The 18,926-nt window shown below is 48.5% G+C and carries 13 protein-coding genes and 3 rRNA genes; 11 read left to right on the forward strand and 5 right to left on the reverse strand.

Annotated features, from left to right (window positions below; genetic code table 11):
- On the forward strand, positions 1 to 540 hold the full coding sequence (locus LQ901_RS04460) for a DUF1097 domain-containing protein (RefSeq protein ID WP_010863982.1): 540 nt from the start codon (positions 1 to 3) through the stop codon (positions 538 to 540).
- A 150-nt stretch (positions 541 to 690) separates the two neighbouring features.
- Here LQ901_RS04460 and LQ901_RS04465 read toward each other — a convergent pair whose 3' ends face one another.
- Together LQ901_RS04465 and LQ901_RS04470 are read right to left on the reverse strand one after the other, a co-directional pair.
- A complete protein-coding gene (locus tag LQ901_RS04465; RefSeq protein ID WP_064977952.1) occupies positions 691 to 1,773 on the reverse strand; it encodes a hypothetical protein in 1,083 nt (360 codons plus the stop codon).
- Positions 1,770 to 2,438: a VWA domain-containing protein gene (locus LQ901_RS04470; protein WP_010863980.1), complete on the reverse strand. Its 669-nt coding sequence runs from the start codon at positions 2,436 to 2,438 to the stop codon at positions 1,770 to 1,772. Before LQ901_RS04470 ends, LQ901_RS04465 begins: the two co-directional genes overlap by 4 nt.
- A gap of 677 nt (positions 2,439 to 3,115) precedes the next feature.
- Here LQ901_RS04470 and LQ901_RS04475 point away from each other — a divergent pair.
- The 3 genes from LQ901_RS04475 (at position 3,116) to rrf (ending at position 8,009) form a co-directional block, all read left to right on the forward strand.
- A 16S ribosomal RNA gene (locus LQ901_RS04475) occupies positions 3,116 to 4,657 on the forward strand.
- A gap of 191 nt (positions 4,658 to 4,848) precedes the next feature.
- A 23S ribosomal RNA gene (locus tag LQ901_RS04480) occupies positions 4,849 to 7,752 on the forward strand.
- Between the two features lie 141 nt (positions 7,753 to 7,893).
- Positions 7,894 to 8,009 (forward strand): 5S ribosomal RNA (gene rrf / locus LQ901_RS04485).
- Together the 16S, 23S and 5S rRNA genes form the textbook arrangement of a ribosomal RNA operon.
- 356 nt (positions 8,010 to 8,365) lie before the next feature.
- On the opposite strand, the gene fabA is transcribed toward rrf, so the two are convergent.
- A complete protein-coding gene (gene fabA, locus LQ901_RS04490; protein WP_152137083.1) occupies positions 8,366 to 8,884 on the reverse strand; it encodes a bifunctional 3-hydroxydecanoyl-ACP dehydratase/trans-2-decenoyl-ACP isomerase in 519 nt (172 codons plus the stop codon).
- 68 nt (positions 8,885 to 8,952) lie between these two features.
- A complete protein-coding gene (locus LQ901_RS04495) occupies positions 8,953 to 10,716 on the reverse strand; it encodes a Lon protease family protein (RefSeq protein WP_233671992.1) in 1,764 nt (587 codons plus the stop codon).
- A 140-nt stretch (positions 10,717 to 10,856) separates the two neighbouring features.
- Here LQ901_RS04495 and matP point away from each other — a divergent pair, with 140 nt between their 5' ends.
- A complete protein-coding gene (gene matP, locus LQ901_RS04500) occupies positions 10,857 to 11,306 on the forward strand; it encodes a macrodomain Ter protein MatP (protein ID WP_152144607.1) in 450 nt (149 codons plus the stop codon).
- A gap of 40 nt (positions 11,307 to 11,346) precedes the next feature.
- Here matP and ompA read toward each other — a convergent pair whose 3' ends face one another.
- A complete protein-coding gene (gene ompA, locus LQ901_RS04505; RefSeq protein WP_139799983.1) occupies positions 11,347 to 12,408 on the reverse strand; it encodes a porin OmpA in 1,062 nt (353 codons plus the stop codon).
- A 671-nt stretch (positions 12,409 to 13,079) separates the two neighbouring features.
- On the opposite strand from ompA, the gene LQ901_RS04510 reads away from it, so the two are divergent.
- From LQ901_RS04510 to nuoF, 6 genes are all read left to right on the forward strand, one after another.
- Positions 13,080 to 13,709, forward strand: coding sequence for a TfoX/Sxy family DNA transformation protein (locus tag LQ901_RS04510; RefSeq protein WP_010863975.1), 630 nt, complete (start codon positions 13,080 to 13,082; stop codon positions 13,707 to 13,709).
- Positions 13,710 to 14,115: 406 nt separating this feature from the next.
- Positions 14,116 to 14,532 carry an NADH-quinone oxidoreductase subunit A gene (locus LQ901_RS04515; RefSeq protein ID WP_064977949.1) on the forward strand — a complete coding sequence of 139 codons (417 nt, stop codon included), beginning with the start codon at positions 14,116 to 14,118 and terminating at the stop codon, positions 14,530 to 14,532.
- 16 nt (positions 14,533 to 14,548) lie between these two features.
- Entirely contained in the window at positions 14,549 to 15,223 is a 675-nt protein-coding gene (locus LQ901_RS04520; RefSeq protein ID WP_010863973.1) for an NADH-quinone oxidoreductase subunit B family protein, read from the forward strand.
- Positions 15,224 to 15,249: 26 nt separating this feature from the next.
- Positions 15,250 to 17,046: an NADH-quinone oxidoreductase subunit C/D gene (gene nuoC, locus LQ901_RS04525; protein WP_152137084.1), complete on the forward strand. Its 1,797-nt coding sequence runs from the start codon at positions 15,250 to 15,252 to the stop codon at positions 17,044 to 17,046.
- Between the two features lie 2 nt (positions 17,047 to 17,048).
- Positions 17,049 to 17,549, forward strand: coding sequence for an NADH-quinone oxidoreductase subunit NuoE (gene nuoE, locus LQ901_RS04530; protein WP_152136168.1), 501 nt, complete (start codon positions 17,049 to 17,051; stop codon positions 17,547 to 17,549).
- Complete coding sequence (gene nuoF, locus LQ901_RS04535; RefSeq protein WP_115149844.1) at positions 17,546 to 18,886, forward strand: NADH-quinone oxidoreductase subunit NuoF; 1,341 nt, start codon at positions 17,546 to 17,548, stop codon at positions 18,884 to 18,886. Before nuoE ends, nuoF begins: the two co-directional genes overlap by 4 nt.
- The last annotated feature ends 40 nt before the right edge of the window (positions 18,887 to 18,926 follow it).

The following is an 18,926-nucleotide window of genomic DNA, read 5'->3' on the forward strand; positions in this document are numbered from 1 at the left end:
ATGAGCATTCTTATGGCAATCGCACTGACTACCGGTCTTCTATCTGGTCTTTGGGCTTGGGTTGCGGTTAGTCTCGGTTTGCTCAGTTGGGCGGGTTTCCTCGGCTGCACCACCTATTTTGCGTCTCCAGTCGATGGGTTACGTGGCTTGCTGCTTAGCGTGCTGACTAATCTGAGCGGTGTTTTCTGGGCGATGGTTATCCTGCATGGCAGCGCATTAACTCCGCATCTGGAAATTGCCGGTTATATGCTGACCGCCGTCGTCTCTTTCTTTATGTGTATCCAAGCCAAGCAAAACTGGCTGAAATTCATTCCAGGGACATTCATTGGCTGCTGTGCGACTTTTGCAGCTAACGGCCAATGGCAGGTGGTTGTGCCATCGCTGGTGTTAGGTGCGGTATTTGGTTACAGCATGAAAGCCAGCGGTGTTTGGCTGCATGGCAAATTAGCGCAGAAGAAAAATATGCAGTCAGAACAGCACGTGACGATACAAGAAGGTGTCGAAGAAAAAAGTGCAGAGAAATCGGTACAGTCTGCGTGATGCCCATGGCAGTAGTCTGCTAGGGGCACATAGCCTTCCCTGAATAGCACATCGTTTATCTTAAATAACGCTTATTAGACTAAGTAGCATGATGTTTTGCATGCTACTTATCGTTTTCTTTATAGCTGCCTGTTTAGTGCTATACATCGCTTAGATAACGATGCTTTCAACCACTCGGCTTACTACATCTCGCTCAGGTGTGGCCCTGCGCAGCATGACTGGCTTAGATTCGCTTGAAGAGGGTGCCTCAAGCGCCATGCGCCGAGGGATCCCTAAACATGGTGCTTTCTCGCCATTGACCAGCTGGCCGTGGTAATGCTGCAAATGTTGCCGGAATTCCGTCAGAGTGGGGCGCTTTTCTGGCTGGTGCAGGCCTTCAATAAAGCAGCGCTCAAACAGTTGCTGCAATGTATCAGGGATCATTTGCCACAATAAGTACCATTCACCCAGAGGGATATGGTGCTGGCCATCGGCACTAATGTTACAACGCGCATAAGGGAAAAAGCCCTTCGTCATATTATCCGCTAAGCTTTCCCCTCCTTGATGATCAAACGGGTGTCGCCCCATCATTAACGTCATAAAGGTGATCATCGCCACGGCGTAACAATCGGAGGCAGCATTACGTCGCGTCTCTTTCAGTGATTTCCCCCGAAATTCGGGCGGTAGCAGGCTTGGGTGACCAACGGTACAGGCAAAAACTTGCTCATCAGAATGTGGGATTTGAAAACTGTCGCAATCGAGCAATGTGACTGTGCCGGTATGTGGGTCGCACAACAAATTGTGCGGATTAAGATCCCCGACAAAAATATTTTGCTGATGCAAAGCATCCAGCGTGGCCAGTAGATTGAGCAGATAGCCCACTAACTCGATGCGATTGAGTGCCGGCGCATGCTGATGATACAAATTAGGATGAATCAGCTTGGCCAGCGGAAATCCACGGGCATGGTACATGGCATAGCCCAGCCAGTTTTGCATCTCATCAAAAATCAGTACCCGCGGCCAGGCTAACGGCAACGTACGCAGCGCAGCAGACATGCTGATCTGTTGGGTGATTTTCGCTCGTTGCTCTTTACTGTAAGCGGGCAGCGCTCTACGCCCAGCGTGGTAACATTTGATGAGAATGTCAGGTTGGTGCTGCAGGGCAAATACCGTGCCTTCACCGCCGCGGCCAATGTATGCCCCTAAACGGCGAAAATGACCGTGAATATCCAGAATTTTATCGCCCGGATTCACAGCGCTTCCCAACCTAAGGTATCAACTTCTTCGGTATCTGGCATATCCGGATGGGATTGGCTCAGGCGCTCCATGCTGGCGGACAGCCATTGGAAAAACTCGCGAAAACGCAGTCCACGTAGGCGCATCGGTTTACGCTCACCAAAGTGCGTTAACACATTTAAATCCGCATCTGGGCCCATGGCAATCGAATACACCGAGAGTTTTTTCTGATCGGCCAGAGTCTGACAACGTACAGCTGCTGAGCGCCATTCATCAGTAGGCACTCCATCTGTCATCAAAATCAGCCACGGCTGGTGGTAAGCCACTCCCGCTTTTTGATAGGCACGTTTACGCGCTTCCAAGATATCCAAACCGGCATGTACTGCGGCGCCCATCGGGCTATCACCACTGGCAACAAAGTTATCTACGTTCTCAATTTGTCGAACGGGTGTCAGCGGCAGTTGCGGGATCACTCGATGACCAAACGTCACCACGCCCACTTCCACTGATTGCCCCGCATAATCATCATGCTTCACCGCTTGAATGAATTGCTGCAACCCCTGATTTAGCTCGCGGATAGCAATGTCGTACATACTGTAGGACGTATCCAGCACCAAGATGCAGGGGCAGCGGTGCGAAGGGTTATCAATCAGATCGTAATAAGACTGTAGCGGCTTGGTCATTGATGGTGTGTTCTTTCAACGGGCCTGAGAGCGCATGCAGCGCGGCAGGCGAAATGATCGGTAATTGCTGGATATAAGCGTCATGATTACGCCATTTATTAAACGTATCCTGAAGGATTTTGCGATAAACCAGTCATTTATTACAAACCCCCGTTGTTGAGTGATGCATCCGAGTCTAAGCACTCATTTTTGCGTTCGAAAATGAATGATAAGGAAAGGCGGTAAAAGTTCAGTTATGCATCTACACTCATTAACGCTGCGTAGGGGGAGCTTTATCCGTGAGCTTTATGTATGTGTAGAGATGAAAAACGAGAACAAGTGCGGGAAATCGTCCTTCTCGAGCGAAATGAGACTCCAGAGGTATGAGGTATTGGCTATAGATCGGTGGTTAAATACACAAAAAACGTGATTTAGTTCAATGTTTGCGCGCTTGAAGTGTTTTTCGATAAAAAGGGTGAATTAGCCCTTGCGTCTTTTCGGCGCCGCCCTATAATGCGCTCCCTGTCGGCACGGAACGAAACGCGAAAGCAAATCGGACGTGAAGCGACATTGCTCTTTAAAAAGTTAATCAGACAATCTGTGTGGGCACTCGTTTGAGAATGCTGATATCCAAAAGATATTAAGTTAAACGAGTGACTGAACAATTTATTTGCCAGTTTATTCGAGCGACAAACTTTAAATTGAAGAGTTTGATCATGGCTCAGATTGAACGCTGGCGGCAGGCCTAACACATGCAAGTCGAGCGGTAACACAGAGGAGCTTGCTCCTTGGGTGACGAGCGGCGGACGGGTGAGTAATGCCTGGGGATCTGCCCGATAGAGGGGGATAACTACGGGAAACTGTAGCTAATACCGCATAACGTCTACGGACCAAAGTGGGGGCTCTTCGGACCTCATGCTATCGGATGAACCCAGGTGGGATTAGCTAGTTGGTGAGGTAATGGCTCACCAAGGCGACGATCTCTAACTGGTTTGAGAGAATGACCAGTCACACTGGAACTGAGACACGGTCCAGACTCCTACGGGAGGCAGCAGTGGGGAATATTGCACAATGGGCGCAAGCCTGATGCAGCCATGCCGCGTGTGTGAAGAAGGCCTTCGGGTTGTAAAGCACTTTCAGCGGGGAGGAAGGGTCACTAGTTAATACCTAGTGGCATTGACGTTACTCGCAGAAGAAGCACCGGCTAACTCCGTGCCAGCAGCCGCGGTAATACGGAGGGTGCAAGCGTTAATCGGAATTACTGGGCGTAAAGCGCACGCAGGCGGTTTGTTAAGTCAGATGTGAAATCCCCGAGCTCAACTTGGGAACTGCATTTGAAACTGGCAAGCTAGAGTCTTGTAGAGGGGGGTAGAATTCCAGGTGTAGCGGTGAAATGCGTAGAGATCTGGAGGAATACCGGTGGCGAAGGCGGCCCCCTGGACAAAGACTGACGCTCAGGTGCGAAAGCGTGGGGAGCAAACAGGATTAGATACCCTGGTAGTCCACGCTGTAAACGATGTCGATTTGGAGGTTGTGCCCTTGAGGCGTGGCTTCCGGAGCTAACGCGTTAAATCGACCGCCTGGGGAGTACGGCCGCAAGGTTAAAACTCAAATGAATTGACGGGGGCCCGCACAAGCGGTGGAGCATGTGGTTTAATTCGATGCAACGCGAAGAACCTTACCTACTCTTGACATCCAGAGAACTTTCCAGAGATGGATTGGTGCCTTCGGGAACTCTGAGACAGGTGCTGCATGGCTGTCGTCAGCTCGTGTTGTGAAATGTTGGGTTAAGTCCCGCAACGAGCGCAACCCTTATCCTTTGTTGCCAGCGATTCGGTCGGGAACTCAAAGGAGACTGCCGGTGATAAACCGGAGGAAGGTGGGGATGACGTCAAGTCATCATGGCCCTTACGAGTAGGGCTACACACGTGCTACAATGGCATATACAAAGGGCGGCAAGCTAGCGATAGTGAGCGAATCCCATAAAGTATGTCGTAGTCCGGATTGGAGTCTGCAACTCGACTCCATGAAGTCGGAATCGCTAGTAATCGCGGATCAGAATGCCGCGGTGAATACGTTCCCGGGCCTTGTACACACCGCCCGTCACACCATGGGAGTGGGTTGCAAAAGAAGTAGGTAGCTTAACCTTCGGGAGGGCGCTTACCACTTTGTGATTCATGACTGGGGTGAAGTCGTAACAAGGTAACCGTAGGGGAACCTGCGGTTGGATCACCTCCTTACCTGAGATATTTGGCGCTTAAGCTGAGTGTTCACACAGATTGTTTGATGTGTCTTCGGATGCACAACTGCTCTTTAAAAATTTGAAAACAAGCTGAAAAATAACTGAAGTTCTTGAGAACAAGCGACTTGAGAAACTGGCAACGACCAGTTTAGTGACTAGCATTCAGCCCGACATTATTTTGGGTTGTATGGTTAAGTGACTAAGCGTACACGGTGGATGCCTTGGCAGTCAGAGGCGATGAAGGACGTGCTACCCTGCGAAAAGGGTTGGTGAGCTGGGATGGAGCGCTATAGCCAACCATGTCCGAATGGGGAAACCCACCTAAGATAACTTAGGTATCGTTAAGTGAATCCATAGCTTAACGAGGCGAACCGGGAGAACTGAAACATCTAAGTACCCCGAGGAAAAGAAATCAACCGAGATTCCGTTAGTAGCGGCGAGCGAACGCGGAGCAGCCCAGAGTCTGAATCAGTGGATGCGTTAGTGGAACGGATTGGAAAGTCCGGCGATACAGGGTGATAGCCCCGTACACGAAGACGCATTGCTGTGAGCTCGATGAGTAGGACGGGACACGTGGTATCCTGTTTGAAGATGGGGGGACCATCCTCCAAGGCTAAATACTCCTGACTGACCGATAGCGAACCAGTACCGTGAGGGAAAGGCGAAAAGAACCCCTGTGAGGGGAGTGAAATAGAACCTGAAACCGTGTACGTACAAGCAGTGGGAGCACCTTCGTGGTGTGACTGCGTACCTTTTGTATAATGGGTCAGCGACTTACATTTTGTAGCGAGGTTAACCGAATAGGGGAGCCGTAGGGAAACCGAGTCTTAATAGGGCGAATTAGTTGCAAGGTGTAGACCCGAAACCCGGTGATCTAGCCATGGGCAGGTTGAAGGTTGGGTAACACTAACTGGAGGACCGAACCGACTAATGTTGAAAAATTAGCGGATGACTTGTGGCTGGGGGTGAAAGGCCAATCAAACCGGGAGATAGCTGGTTCTCCCCGAAAGCTATTTAGGTAGCGCCTCGGACGAACACCTACGGGGGTAGAGCACTGTTAAGGCTAGGGGGTCATCCCGACTTACCAACCCTTTGCAAACTCCGAATACCGTAGAGTGCTATCCGGGAGACACACGGCGGGTGCTAACGTCCGTCGTGAAGAGGGAAACAACCCAGACCGCCAGCTAAGGTCCCAAAGTCATGGTTAAGTGGGAAACGATGTGGGAAGGCTTAGACAGCTAGGATGTTGGCTTAGAAGCAGCCATCATTTAAAGAAAGCGTAATAGCTCACTAGTCGAGTCGGCCTGCGCGGAAGATGTAACGGGGCTAAACCATGCACCGAAGCTGCGGCAATGACATTTAGGTGTTATTGGGTAGGGGAGCGTTCTGTAAGCGGTTGAAGGTGTACTGTGAGGTATGCTGGACGTATCAGAAGTGCGAATGCTGACATAAGTAACGATAAAGCGGGTGAAAAGCCCGCTCGCCGGAAGACCAAGGGTTCCTGTTCAACGTTAATCGGAGCAGGGTGAGTCGACCCCTAAGGCGAGGCTGAAAAGCGTAGTCGATGGGAAACGGGTTAATATTCCCGTACTTGTGGTAACTGCGAAGGGGGGACGGAGAAAGTTAGGCTATCCGGGCGACGGTTGTCCCGGTTTAAGCGTGAAGGTGGAGAGACTAGGCAAATCCGGTCTTTCATTAACACTGAGGCGTGATGACGAAGCACTACGGTGCTGAAGTAGCTGATACTACGCTTCCAGGAAAAGCCTCTAAGCATCAGGTTACCAGAAATCGTACCCCAAACCGACACAGGTGGTCAGGTAGAGAATACTCAGGCGCTTGAGAGAACTCGGGTGAAGGAACTAGGCAAAATGGTGCCGTAACTTCGGGAGAAGGCACGCTGATGGTAGGTGAAGTCCCTTGCGGATGGAGCTGAACTCAGTCGAAGATACCAGCTGGCTGCAACTGTTTATTAAAAACACAGCACTGTGCAAACACGAAAGTGGACGTATACGGTGTGACGCCTGCCCGGTGCCGGAAGGTTAATTGATGGGGTTAGCGAAAGCGAAGCTCTTGATCGAAGCCCCGGTAAACGGCGGCCGTAACTATAACGGTCCTAAGGTAGCGAAATTCCTTGTCGGGTAAGTTCCGACCTGCACGAATGGCGTAATGATGGCCAGGCTGTCTCCACCCGAGACTCAGTGAAATTGAAATCGCTGTGAAGATGCAGTGTACCCGCGGCAAGACGGAAAGACCCCGTGAACCTTTACTATAGCTTGACACTGAACATTGAGCCTTGATGTGTAGGATAGGTGGGAGGCATTGAAACGTGAACGCCAGTTTGCGTGGAGCCGACCTTGAAATACCACCCTTTAATGTTTGATGTTCTAACGTTGTCCCGTAATCCGGGATACGGACAGTGTCTGGTGGGTAGTTTGACTGGGGCGGTCTCCTCCTAAAGAGTAACGGAGGAGCACGAAGGTTAGCTAAGCATGGTCGGACATCATGCGGTTAGTGCAAAGGCAGAAGCTAGCTTAACTGCGAGACGGACAGGTCGAGCAGATACGAAAGTAGGTCTTAGTGATCCGGTGGTTCTGAATGGAAGGGCCATCGCTCAACGGATAAAAGGTACTCCGGGGATAACAGGCTGATACCGCCCAAGAGTTCATATCGACGGCGGTGTTTGGCACCTCGATGTCGGCTCATCACATCCTGGGGCTGAAGTTGGTCCCAAGGGTATGGCTGTTCGCCATTTAAAGTGGTACGCGAGCTGGGTTTAGAACGTCGTGAGACAGTTCGGTCCCTATCTGTCGTGGGCGTTGGATGATTGAGGGGGGCTGCTCCTAGTACGAGAGGACCGGAGTGGACGCATCTCTGGTGTTCCGGTTGTCACGCCAGTGGCATTGCCGGGTAGCTAAATGCGGAAGAGATAAGCGCTGAAAGCATCTAAGCGCGAAACTTGCCCCGAGATGAGTCATCCCTGAGGCTTAAAGCCTCCTAAAGGGTTGTTGGAGACTACGACGTAGATAGGCAGGGTGTGTAAGCGTAGCGATACGTTGAGCTAACCTGTACTAATTGCCCGTGAGGCTTAACCATACAACGCCAAAGTGATGTTGGATGAATGAAGTCACAGTTACTTGTTCAAAGAACAACATATCAGTTATACAGCTTGTTTTTAGATTTTAACTCTGGCGCGAGACACAACAAGATGTGTACGCGATAGAGAAACAGAATTTGCCTGGCGGCGATAGCGCGGTGGTCCCACCTGACCCCATGCCGAACTCAGAAGTGAAACGCCGTAGCGCCGATGGTAGTGTGGGGTCTCCCCATGCGAGAGTAGGGAACTGCTAGGCATCAAATAAGTGAAGAGCCCATCCGTTAGGATGGGCTTTTTGCGTTTGGGGTTACCCAGATTTCGTTTGTTATCTTTAGGGTGCTTTGATTTGGATTTAGCTAGTTGTTCGTATGCCTGAGAGTGTTCTCTTTTCTGCGCTGCTTGAGCGTTGCTTCAGCGAACTATCTCATGCACATATATAAACGCTGTATTTAGCCCTTTTCCCGACTCGTTCAGTTCAACTCGCGTTTGTTAGCGCGACAGTATCCTATCAATCACGATCGTTATTATCTGAGTGGATAAGCTGTTAGGTTTACATAGCAATAAAAAACCAGCTCGAAAGCTGGTCTTTGGGGTCTTGATATTACTCGTGTATTAAAAGCCTGAGGTGTCTTTAAACAAACCGACTTTCAGATCTGTCGCGGTATAGATGACGCGGCCATCGACTTCAACTTCACCATCCGCCATACCCATAATCAACTTACGATTAATCAGGCGCTTGATATGGATGCGGTAAACTACTTTCTTGGCTGTAGGTAGGATCTGACCAGTGAATTTCACTTCACCTACACCTAATGCGCGGCCTTTGCCTTCACCACCAGTCCAGCCTAGGAAGAAGCCAACCAGCTGCCACATGGCATCCAGTCCTAAGCAGCCAGGCATTACTGGATCGCCAGGGAAGTGGCACGCAAAGAACCAAAGATCTGGATTGATATCCAGTTCGGCTTCGATATAGCCTTTACCAAAGTTACCTTCGGTTTCAGACATTTTGACGATGCGATCCATCATCAGCATATTAGGTGCTGGTAATTGTGGACCGGTTTCACCGAATAACTCACCGCGGCTGGAGGCCAGCAGCTCTTCCTTGGAATATGAAAAACGTTTCATCAACATAGCGTACAACGTCTGGTAGTGAATTCTGCCACTAACTTAGCGAACACTTGTACGCTGAACAACTCCGATCAGCTGTGGTTGAACCAGTTAGTCCACCGCAACCACCAAGGAGTCGTTTGCTGTTCGGTCTGATTAAGCTGTTCAATTCTCTGCTCAATCAATCCTAACAGGGACGGCTGTTTCTCATCATCACTGTCAAATGGCAGACCCGTTAATAGCGATAGCGCCTCTGAGGCATGCTCAACAGCATAAACGTGGAAGGTTCCATCTTTTACTGCTTCAACGACATCGTCAGACAAACACAGATGACGAAGATTGCTGGCGGGTAAAATGATGCCTTGTTCGCCAGTTAATCCGCGGTTTTCACATACGGCAAAGAAGCCTTCAATTTTTTCATTGATGCCACCAACCGGTTGGACACGGCCAAATTGGTCGACGGCACCCGTGATGGCGATCGATTGCGAGACCGGCTGTAACGACAGAGCGCTAACTAAGGCACATAATTCAGCCAAAGACGCGCTATCACCGTCAACCTCACCGTAGGACTGCTCAAAAACTAGCGAGGCAGAGAAAGGCAGCTGTTGCTCCAAGGCTAGCTCTGATGCTAAGTAGGCTTGCATGATCATCATGCCTTTGGCGTGAATATTACCGCCGAGCTCAACTTTACGCTCCACGTCAGAAATGTCACCATCACCCAGATGCACAACACAACTGATGCGAGAAGGCTCGCCAAAAGCAAAAGGATGACCAGGATATTCGAGGACTGATAAGCCATTGACTTGGCCAATCTGAGCGCCTTCGGTGTCAATAAAGACCTGTCCGCGGTGAATATCATCCATTGCTCTCTCTGGCAAATATCCAGCGCGGTCACGACGAGCATGAATAGCATTTGATAATGCCTCTGCGCTGATCGGCTCGTCATCCGATTCAAGGCTGGCTTCGGCCAGCAGCGCCTCGAGCCAGAGCGGGCACAGTGGCAAGCGTTGTTGGTCGTTCGTTTCTCTCGCGCCGGCATGTAACAAAATTGGCCATGCGTCTTGCTTTAATGATGGAAGTTCCAGTTCATTGGCAAGGCTGTTGACATAACCTAGCCAAGCAGAGAGTGTTTCATCTGAGTCGATTTCCAGATCATCTTCAATCTCCGTGTACATTGAAAGAGTATCCAGATCCGGCTCAAGCTCGCCGAATTCAGCCATGCTGAAACGATCGCCGACTAAAATTAGGCGCAGATCAAGTGGCATGGAAGGAATAGGTAGCGGTAATGGTTTGCTGTCGTTTGCATTACACCACTGAAATTGTTTACTTAGCAGGGTTTTTCGCAGTTGTAACCAGATTTCGGGCTGAATGAGCAGTGTGCGAAGAGGAAGAACTAAATAACCACCATTAGCTTTATGGATAAGTCCTGGCTCCATAATAATCTGGTTATTGAACTCTTTAACGCTACCGAATAACTGCTCCCACGAGACCCATTCAGCATAGGCACAGACCGTATTTGCGGCGAAATTATCGGCATCGGATGTCGCAGGTGCACCATTAACGCGTAACGAATGGCTATCAAACTGATAATGAAAGCCGATTGTGTCTTCTAGAGGCGGTACACGCTCACGTACCGCTTCGGCAAGCAGAGAAAGGTAGCGTTGGTTCTCTTTGCCTTTCACTAGCAGGAACGATGGATTAGTGCGAAGACGACAAAAACGATCCAGACTGTCGGCAAGTCTTGGCTGAATATCGAGGAATGAGTAAGGTGGTTGTTCATCCGCGCTGGAAAATAGCGGCATGTACTGTTCAGTATTCGGCAAAAGTTGCTGCCATTCGAGTTCTTGTTTAGTCAAGTTCGTACACTGCATAATGAATTGAGAGTGAGATTATAACAAATTTACCCTATGATACGGCGCTTGTATGTAAGCGCACTGTGTCTGCATTTGCTATCATGATTTTCGTTTAGAATATACCGCCCGCTGAGATTTTAACAATGAAATATCAACAACTTGACAATTTAGAAAGTGGTTGGAAATGGAAATACTTGGTCAAAAAAGCGCAGGCAGGTGAAAATATCACGCACTACACAGAAAACAGTGCGGTGGAAGATGCCGTTTTGCGTTTACAAGAGTGTGCGAATAATCCAGAAGCGATCTCTGCATGGATTGCTGCTAATCTCAATCCGGCGCTGGATATCAAACTTAAGCAAGTAGTTAGAGCGACCCGTAAGCGCTATTTCGATGCTGAAAAAACGGCAACGAGAAAAAAATCAATCGATTTGGAATATGCGGTGTGGAAGAAACTTTCAGAGCGTGCAAATGAACTTGGAATGACATTGTCAGCGACCATTACGCATCTTTTGGACGAGTCGAGCACGAAAAAGCGTTATCAGAGTCAAGTTGACGAAGTAAGAAAAGATTTGGTTGAGCTACTCAAAAAATAAACCCCGCAATGCGGGGTTTATTTTATTCAGAGTTCAAGTATTACTGCTGAGCTTCAACAACTTGCTCTTTAACACCTTGAACTTCGATTTCTACACGGCGGTCTGGAGCCAGGCAAGAAATCAGAGCGTTACGGTTCTTGATACCGTCACACTTGTTACCAGTTACTGGATCAGCTTTACCGCGACCTTCTACAGTCAGCATGTTAGCTGGAGCACCCAGGCTTTCCAGGTAGCTAGCAACAGATTGAGCACGCTCTTGAGACAGCTTCATGTTGAAAGCATCGGAACCGATACGGTCAGTGTAACCGATGATAACAGCAGTCTTGTCTTTCAGACCCATGTTCTGGATTTCAGCGTACATCTTCTGCAGAGCTTGCTGACCTTCTGGCTTCAGAGTTGCTTTACCGAAGTTGAACAGAACGTCAGAAGTCAGAGTGAAACGCTTGGTTTCGATTTCTGGAGCTGGAGCTGGAACTGGAGCAGGGGCTGCTTCTACAGTTTGACCGAAACGGTAAGATACACCGAAGGTCAGCAGGCCGTTGTCAGCAGAGGTGCCAACTTGGTTGCTGTTACCCAGTTTGTTGGTGTATTGGTATTCCAGACGGCCAGCCCAGTTGTCGTTGAATGCGTATTCTGCACCAACGGCGGCCAGACCACGAATACCAGTTTCGTGACGGTTATAATCTTCGTTAGCGTTACCCTTCATGTCGGCACGGTAGCCCATAGCACCCAGACGGGTGTACAGATCCAGATCTTGCATTACTGGGTAGCTGAACTTACCGCTCAGTTGAATGCCTTGAGTACGCAGGTCGCCATTGTCGCTTTTCAGCTTGTTCAGGTAGTCGTAACCCATTTCAACTGCGAACCATGGGTTTACTTGGTAACCACCAAATACACCACCACCCAGAGAGTTTTTAGTGAAGTTAGTTGAGCGGCTCAGGACGCCGTCTGAACCGAAGAAGTCTTGACCACTTTCAGTATTGAAGTAGTTAGACCAACCCAGTTTAGCACCGGTGTACCAAGTACCGTCTTGTGGAGCTGCTTGAGTAGAAGCAGCGAATGCCATACCGGCCAGAGCCAGAGCGATTGCAGTTTTTTTCATCTTGCGCCTCGTTATCATCAATGAAAGGCATAAATTTTGCGCGAAAAACTCACAGGTCTTTCGTCATTCTTGAATGAACATTCCTTTGTTAGCAAGTATTAAAATACCTGCCCAAATGTTCCATTCTTAGTAATAAGTCTACCGAGAGTTTTAAAAGATACAAGACTAACGTGATTAAGTTCGCAAACAGTTACACATGTAAACGAACGGGTAAAGAAAATGAATAACATATCGTGTTGATTTTTAATCACAAAAACATTTAGTTGTTGTTTTTTAATATAAATAAATAGACTAGATTTGCGTCTTTGTACAAAAAAAGATCGATAAACCTATCTAAAGTTGCTTAATTGGTTGCATAATTATTTTGTTTTTTGTCACAAAAAAAGAGTTTTTCCGGTATCTGAGCAGGTTATTAACGCGAAAATGAAATATCTCACATGGATAAAAAATAGGCGGATGAGATTTCTGATGTATATAATTGCGTCAATAATGTGACGGCTGGTGTTGCTTAATGTGTCAAAAATCGCGAAGATAGCTTCGATTTCATAGTGATGAGATCCGCTTCTGAAACTTATTGCGATTTTACAAATTATTGCGTGTTACAAATTAAAGGGAGAGCTTGTTATCACTCTTGTTTAAGAGCTCGAAGCAAGCAGTTATGGAGGGGAGCCATGAACACTGTAGATAAGAATCTGATCAAGAAAGCGTGTGAAGTATTCTCTGGTTGTTTTGGTGAAGTTAAATCACGCTCTATGTTTGGCGGCTTCGGCTTATATCAAGGGGATGTGATGTTTGCCGTGGTTTCAGAGGATCATCTTTATCTGCGTGCATGTACGGGGTTGGAAGCCCGCTTTATTGCACGAGGAATGACGCCTTTTGTTTATACCAAACGTGGTCGTCCAGTTATGTTGCGTTATTACAAAGTCGAACAAGCAACATGGGATAACGTAGAGCAATTGATCGCAATGGCAACACATGCTTTGAATGGTGCGCGAGCAGATAAAGAAGAAAAACGTGGTGGTTTAGCAAAGCGGTTAAAAGACCTGCCAAATATGGGGCTATCAACTGAGCGTTTACTTAGAAAAGCAGGCATTAGTACAATCAGTGAATTGCAAGCCTTGGGGGCTGTTGCTGCTTATATCCAAGTTAAATCTCAGTGCAGTGATGTGACAGAAAAATTGTTGTGGGCGCTGGCTGGTGCCTTGGAAGGATGTCATGCTGCAGCGTTACCTCCGTTAGTGAAAGAACAACTGGCCAACACGCTACGTGAAAATTACGGCTTCACTGTAGTTACTCGCTGAAATCAGATATTTACCATAACAGCTTCATTATAAAGGTTTTAATGCATAAAACCTTATCTTGTTAGTCTGGGAGTTAAAAAAGAGAGCAGTGCTTAGGCATTGCTCTCTTTTTTGTTGCGTATCGATAACGAATCCCAACCAAATTAAGTTACAGCTGTATCATCATTTTCAGTGTGCATCTAATTTACATCATTGAAATTGATAGGTTTTATCTCATTGTGTTCGTGGCTGATGAAGTTGCTTCTACCGTTTGTCCTCATTGACTTTATGTTACCTTTTGGTGTAAAAAATATGTGAATAATGTTTTTAATCATGATGGGATGTTGGAGTGATTAAAAACTACATATCTATTCACCGGTATTACCCGTGAATACTCTCCTATCTGAATGCTATTGAAGGTAAGAGGATGACATCGGAAGTCCTTGCTCATCATTGGTCTTTTGCAATCTTCGTACTGGCGATTATTGCTCTGTGCTTATTTATGGTTGGAACTGCCTCATTGCTGGGGGGGAAGGCATGGGGTCGTTCTAAGAATCAGCCGTTTGAATCCGGAGTCGATTCTGTCGGTAGTGCTCGCCTGCGTTTCTCAGCCAAATTCTATTTGGTGGCCATGATTTTCGTGATCTTTGATGTTGAGGCCTTATACCTGTTTGCCTGGTCTGTTTCCGTCAGGGAGAGTGGTTGGTTGGGATTAATTGAGGCATCCGTCTTTATTGTCGTGCTGCTCATAGGTTTGTTTTACCTGTGGCGGATTGGGGCACTGGATTGGACCCCTGAAAAGTCAAAGCGCGGTGTAAGTCAGAGCGCTTCACATAAGCAGTAATTACAAGGATTGTTGTATGAAGTACACATTAACCCGCATAGATCCGGATGCTTTACCTGCCCGCTATCCGATGGAGAAAAAAGAAACTGTCGAAGATCCTTTATCGGAGCAGATTAACCGCAGTGTTTTTATGGGCAAGCTGGAGGATGTTTTGCATTCAACGGTGAATTGGGGGCGTAAGAACTCCTTATGGCCTTACAACTTCGGCTTGTCATGCTGTTATGTGGAAATGACGACGGCGTTTACTTCTCCGCATGATGTGGCTCGTTTTGGTGCCGAAGTGATCAGGGCATCTCCGCGTCAAGCTGATTTCATGGTCGTGGCGGGAACCTGTTTTATTAAAATGGCCCCTGTTATTCAACGCCTGTATGAGCAAATGCTTGAGCCGAAGTGGGTGATATCCATGGGGGCATGTGCTAATTCCGGTGGCATGTATGACATCTACTCGGTAGTGCAAGGTGTCGATAAGTTTTTGCCGGTGGATGTGTATATCCCGGGTTGCCCTCCGCGTCCGGAAGCGTTTTTACAAGCCTTGATGTTATTACAAGAATCGATTGGCAAGGAAAGACGCCCGTTGTCATGGGTTGTCGGTGACCAAGGTATTTACCGAGCACAAATGACACCGGAAAAAGATCTTAAGCGCGAAGAACGAATTCAGATAAAAAATCTGCGCACACCTGATGAAGTATAACGAGCAGGAGTTGCTCTGAAATGACCATGGAATTGCACTCTCAAATACAGCCACAGGTCGATGGCTGGCCGGCTCAAAATCATCAGGATAATCCGGTGATCGGTGAGCTTATTTCTCGTTTTGGCCGTGAGATGTTCACGTTACAAACGAGCAAAACAGGCATGCCGGTTATTTGGTTGCCTAAATCGGCATTAGTGGATGTTATTTCCTTTTTAAAAAAAATTCCTAAGCCTTATAACATGCTGTATGACTTGCATGCTGTCGATGAGCGGTTACGCACACATCGTGAACAGCTGGTCGCGCAGGATTTTACGGTTTTCTATCATTTATTGTCGGTTGAGCGAAACAGTGATGTTTTACTCAAAGTGGCATTGTCGGAAAAAAGTCTCACTCTCCCAAGTATCACTTCAATTTTCAGTAACGCTAACTGGTATGAGCGTGAGGTTTGGGATTTATTTGGTATCACTTTTACCGGCCATCCTCATCTGACTCGCATCATGATGCCAAAGTCTTGGCAAGGTCATCCTCTGCGCAAAGATTTCCCTGCGCGAGCAACCGAATTCGACCCGTTTGCATTGGATGTGGCTAAACAAGATTTAGAACAAGAGGCGCTGCGTTTTAAACCCGAAGACTGGGGGATGCGCAAGGGCACCGATAACGAAGACTTCATGTTCTTGAACCTTGGCCCTAATCATCCATCGGCACACGGCGCATTTCGCATTGTTTTACAGCTCGATGGCGAAGAAATAGTCGATTGTGTCCCCGATATTGGCTACCACCACCGCGGTGCGGAGAAAATGGCCGAGCGTCAGTCTTGGCATAGCTATATTCCGTATACCGATCGCGTCGAATACTTAGGCGGGGTGATGAATAACCTGCCTTATGTATTGGCGGTTGAAAAACTGGCTGGGATCCACGTCCCTGCCAAAGTAGAAGTGATCCGGGTGATGCTTGCCGAGCTGTTTCGAATCAACAGCCATCTACTGTTTCTCGGCACCTATATTCAGGATGTCGGCGCGATGACGCCGGTGTTCTATGCATTTTCCGATCGGCAGCGCATTTACAACATCATTGAAGCGATCACGGGTGCGCGCATGCATCCGGCGTGGTTTCGCATTGGTGGCGTTGCACATGATTTACCACAAGGCTGGCAGCGTCTGGTGCGCGAGTTTTTGGACTGGTTACCAAAACGCTTAGAAAGTTATGTTACCGCAGCGCTGCGTAATAGCATTTTGCGTGGACGTACCATTGGGGTGGCGGCTTACAACACCCAGCAAGCGTTGGAGTGGGGGGTGACGGGCGCAGGCTTACGGGCCACGGGGTTAGGATTAGATATCCGCAAGTGGCGGCCTTATTCCGGTTATCAGAACTTTGATTTTGAGGTGCCAACCGGTAGCAATGGTGATGCTTACGATAGGGCATTAGTGCGAGTCGAGGAGATCCGCCAGAGCCTGCGTATTGTGGATCAATGTCTGAACAACATGCCGGAGGGGCCGTATAAAGCCGATCATCCGCTGACCACACCACCGCCAAAAGAGCGCGCTTTGCAGCATATCGAAACGCTTATCAACCACTTCTTACAAGTCTCGTGGGGGCCGATTATGCCTGCTAATGAGTCGTTTCAGATGATTGAGGCGACCAAGGGCGCTAACAGCTATTACTTAACTAGCGATGGTAGCACGATGAGCTACCGTACCCGCATTCGTACTCCAAGCTTTGCGCATTTGCAGCAAATTCCGAGTGTGATCCGTGGCAGCCTTGTATCAGATCTGATTGTTTATCTGGGCAGTATTGATTTTGTTATGTCGGATGTGGATCGGTGATTATGGACAATCAAGCAGAACATTCACCACAACAGTTTGTCTTGCCGGCGGCGCTAAAAGCCGAGATCCAGCATGAGATGTCGCATTATGAAGATCCACGCGCGGCATCCATTGAAGCGTTGAAATTAGTGCAAAAACATTTCGGTTGGGTTTGTGATGAGGCCATTGAAGCTATTGCTGAGGTGTTGTCTATCCCCGCGAGCGATGTTGAAGGCGTGGCAACCTTTTATAGTCAAATTTTCCGCCGTCCAGTGGGGCGTCATGTAATTCGCTATTGTGACAGTGTGGTGTGCTATATCACCGGTTATCAAGCGATACAGAAAAAATTAGAGACCCGTTTAGGCATCAAACCAGGGCAAACCACATCAGATCAGCGTTTTACGCTTTTGCCGGTGTGTTGTTTAGGTAACTGCGATAAAAGTCCGACACTCATGATTGACGATGATACGCACAGCCATGTCTCGCCCGAAAGTGTTGATTTGCTGCTGGAGAAATATGAATGAGTATTTTGAGCGCAGATTCGCATCCTTTAACTTGGCGTATTCGCCCCGATTTACAGCCGGTTTGGATTGATGAGTATCGTAAGAAAGATGGCTATGCCGCTGTCGAGAAAACGCTGACTAGCATGTCAGCCTCAGATGTCATTACAGTGGTGAAAAACTCCGGTTTGCGTGGCCGTGGTGGCGCAGGTTTTTCTACCGGCATCAAATGGGGCTTGATGCCCACAGACAGCAAGTTCGATCGCAAATATCTTTTATGTAACGCCGATGAGATGGAGCCGGGTACTTATAAAGACCGTTTGCTGATGGAGCAGCTACCGCATCAGCTCGTTGAGGGCATGATCTTATCGGCCTATGCGCTAGGTGCCTATCGAGGCTATATCTTCTTGCGCGGCGAGTATGTTGAGGCTGCCGAGCGTCTGCGACGTGCGATCAAGGAAGCCAAGGCGGCGGGGTTTCTTGGCAACAATATTTTAGGCTCCGGATTTAATTTTGAGCTGTTTGTGCACACTGGCGCTGGGCGTTATATCTGTGGTGAAGAGACCGCGCTGATTAACTCATTGGAAGGTCGGCGTGCCAATCCTAGAGCAAAACCGCCATTTCCCGCGATTGCAGGGGCGTGGGGTAAACCGACCTGTGTAAATAACGTCGAGACGCTCAACAATATCCCTTACATTCTGCATTTTGGCAGTGATTGGTATAAAGGCTTGTCTGCTGGGAAAAGCAGTGATGCAGGCACCAAATTAATGGGGTTCTCTGGCCGCGTTCGCCGCCCTGGTGTATGGGAAGTACCGTTTGGCACCACCGCGCGTGAGCTATTGGAAGAGTATGCCGGTGGCATGTTAGAGGGCTATCGCTTTAAAGCGTGGCAACCGGGTGGTGCGGGTACGGACTTCTTAATGGAAGAGCACCTTGATTTGCCGATGGATTTTGACTCTATTGCCAAAGCCGGAAGCCGTTTAGGAACCGGGCTGGCGATGGCGGTGGATGACAGCATTAACATGGTTGGCTTGGTGCGCAATCTGGAAGAGTTTTTTGCGCGCGAATCTTGTGGTTGGTGTACGCCGTGCCGCGATGGATTGCCATGGAGTGTGAAGATCTTGCGTGCGCTGGAGCAAGGCCAAGGTCAGCCCGGAGATATCGAAATTCTTGAGCAGCTGTGCAGCTTTTTAGGCCCAGGGAAAACGTTTTGCGCACATGCTCCGGGAGCCGTAGAGCCATTACAAAGCGCACTTAAATATTTTCGGTCTGAATTTGAAGCTGGGATCAGCCGTGATATTCACGGGGCGCTGCGTCAGGTGGCGGGGATACAACCGAATTTACTCAAGCAAACTTGGTAAGCCGTATGTCGGAAAGCAGGTCAGTCGTGCGAGGTTAGCA

It is taken from the genome of Plesiomonas sp. PI-19 (assembly GCF_021368255.1).
Classification (GTDB): domain Bacteria; phylum Pseudomonadota; class Gammaproteobacteria; order Enterobacterales; family CAMTGL01; genus Plesiomonas; species Plesiomonas shigelloides.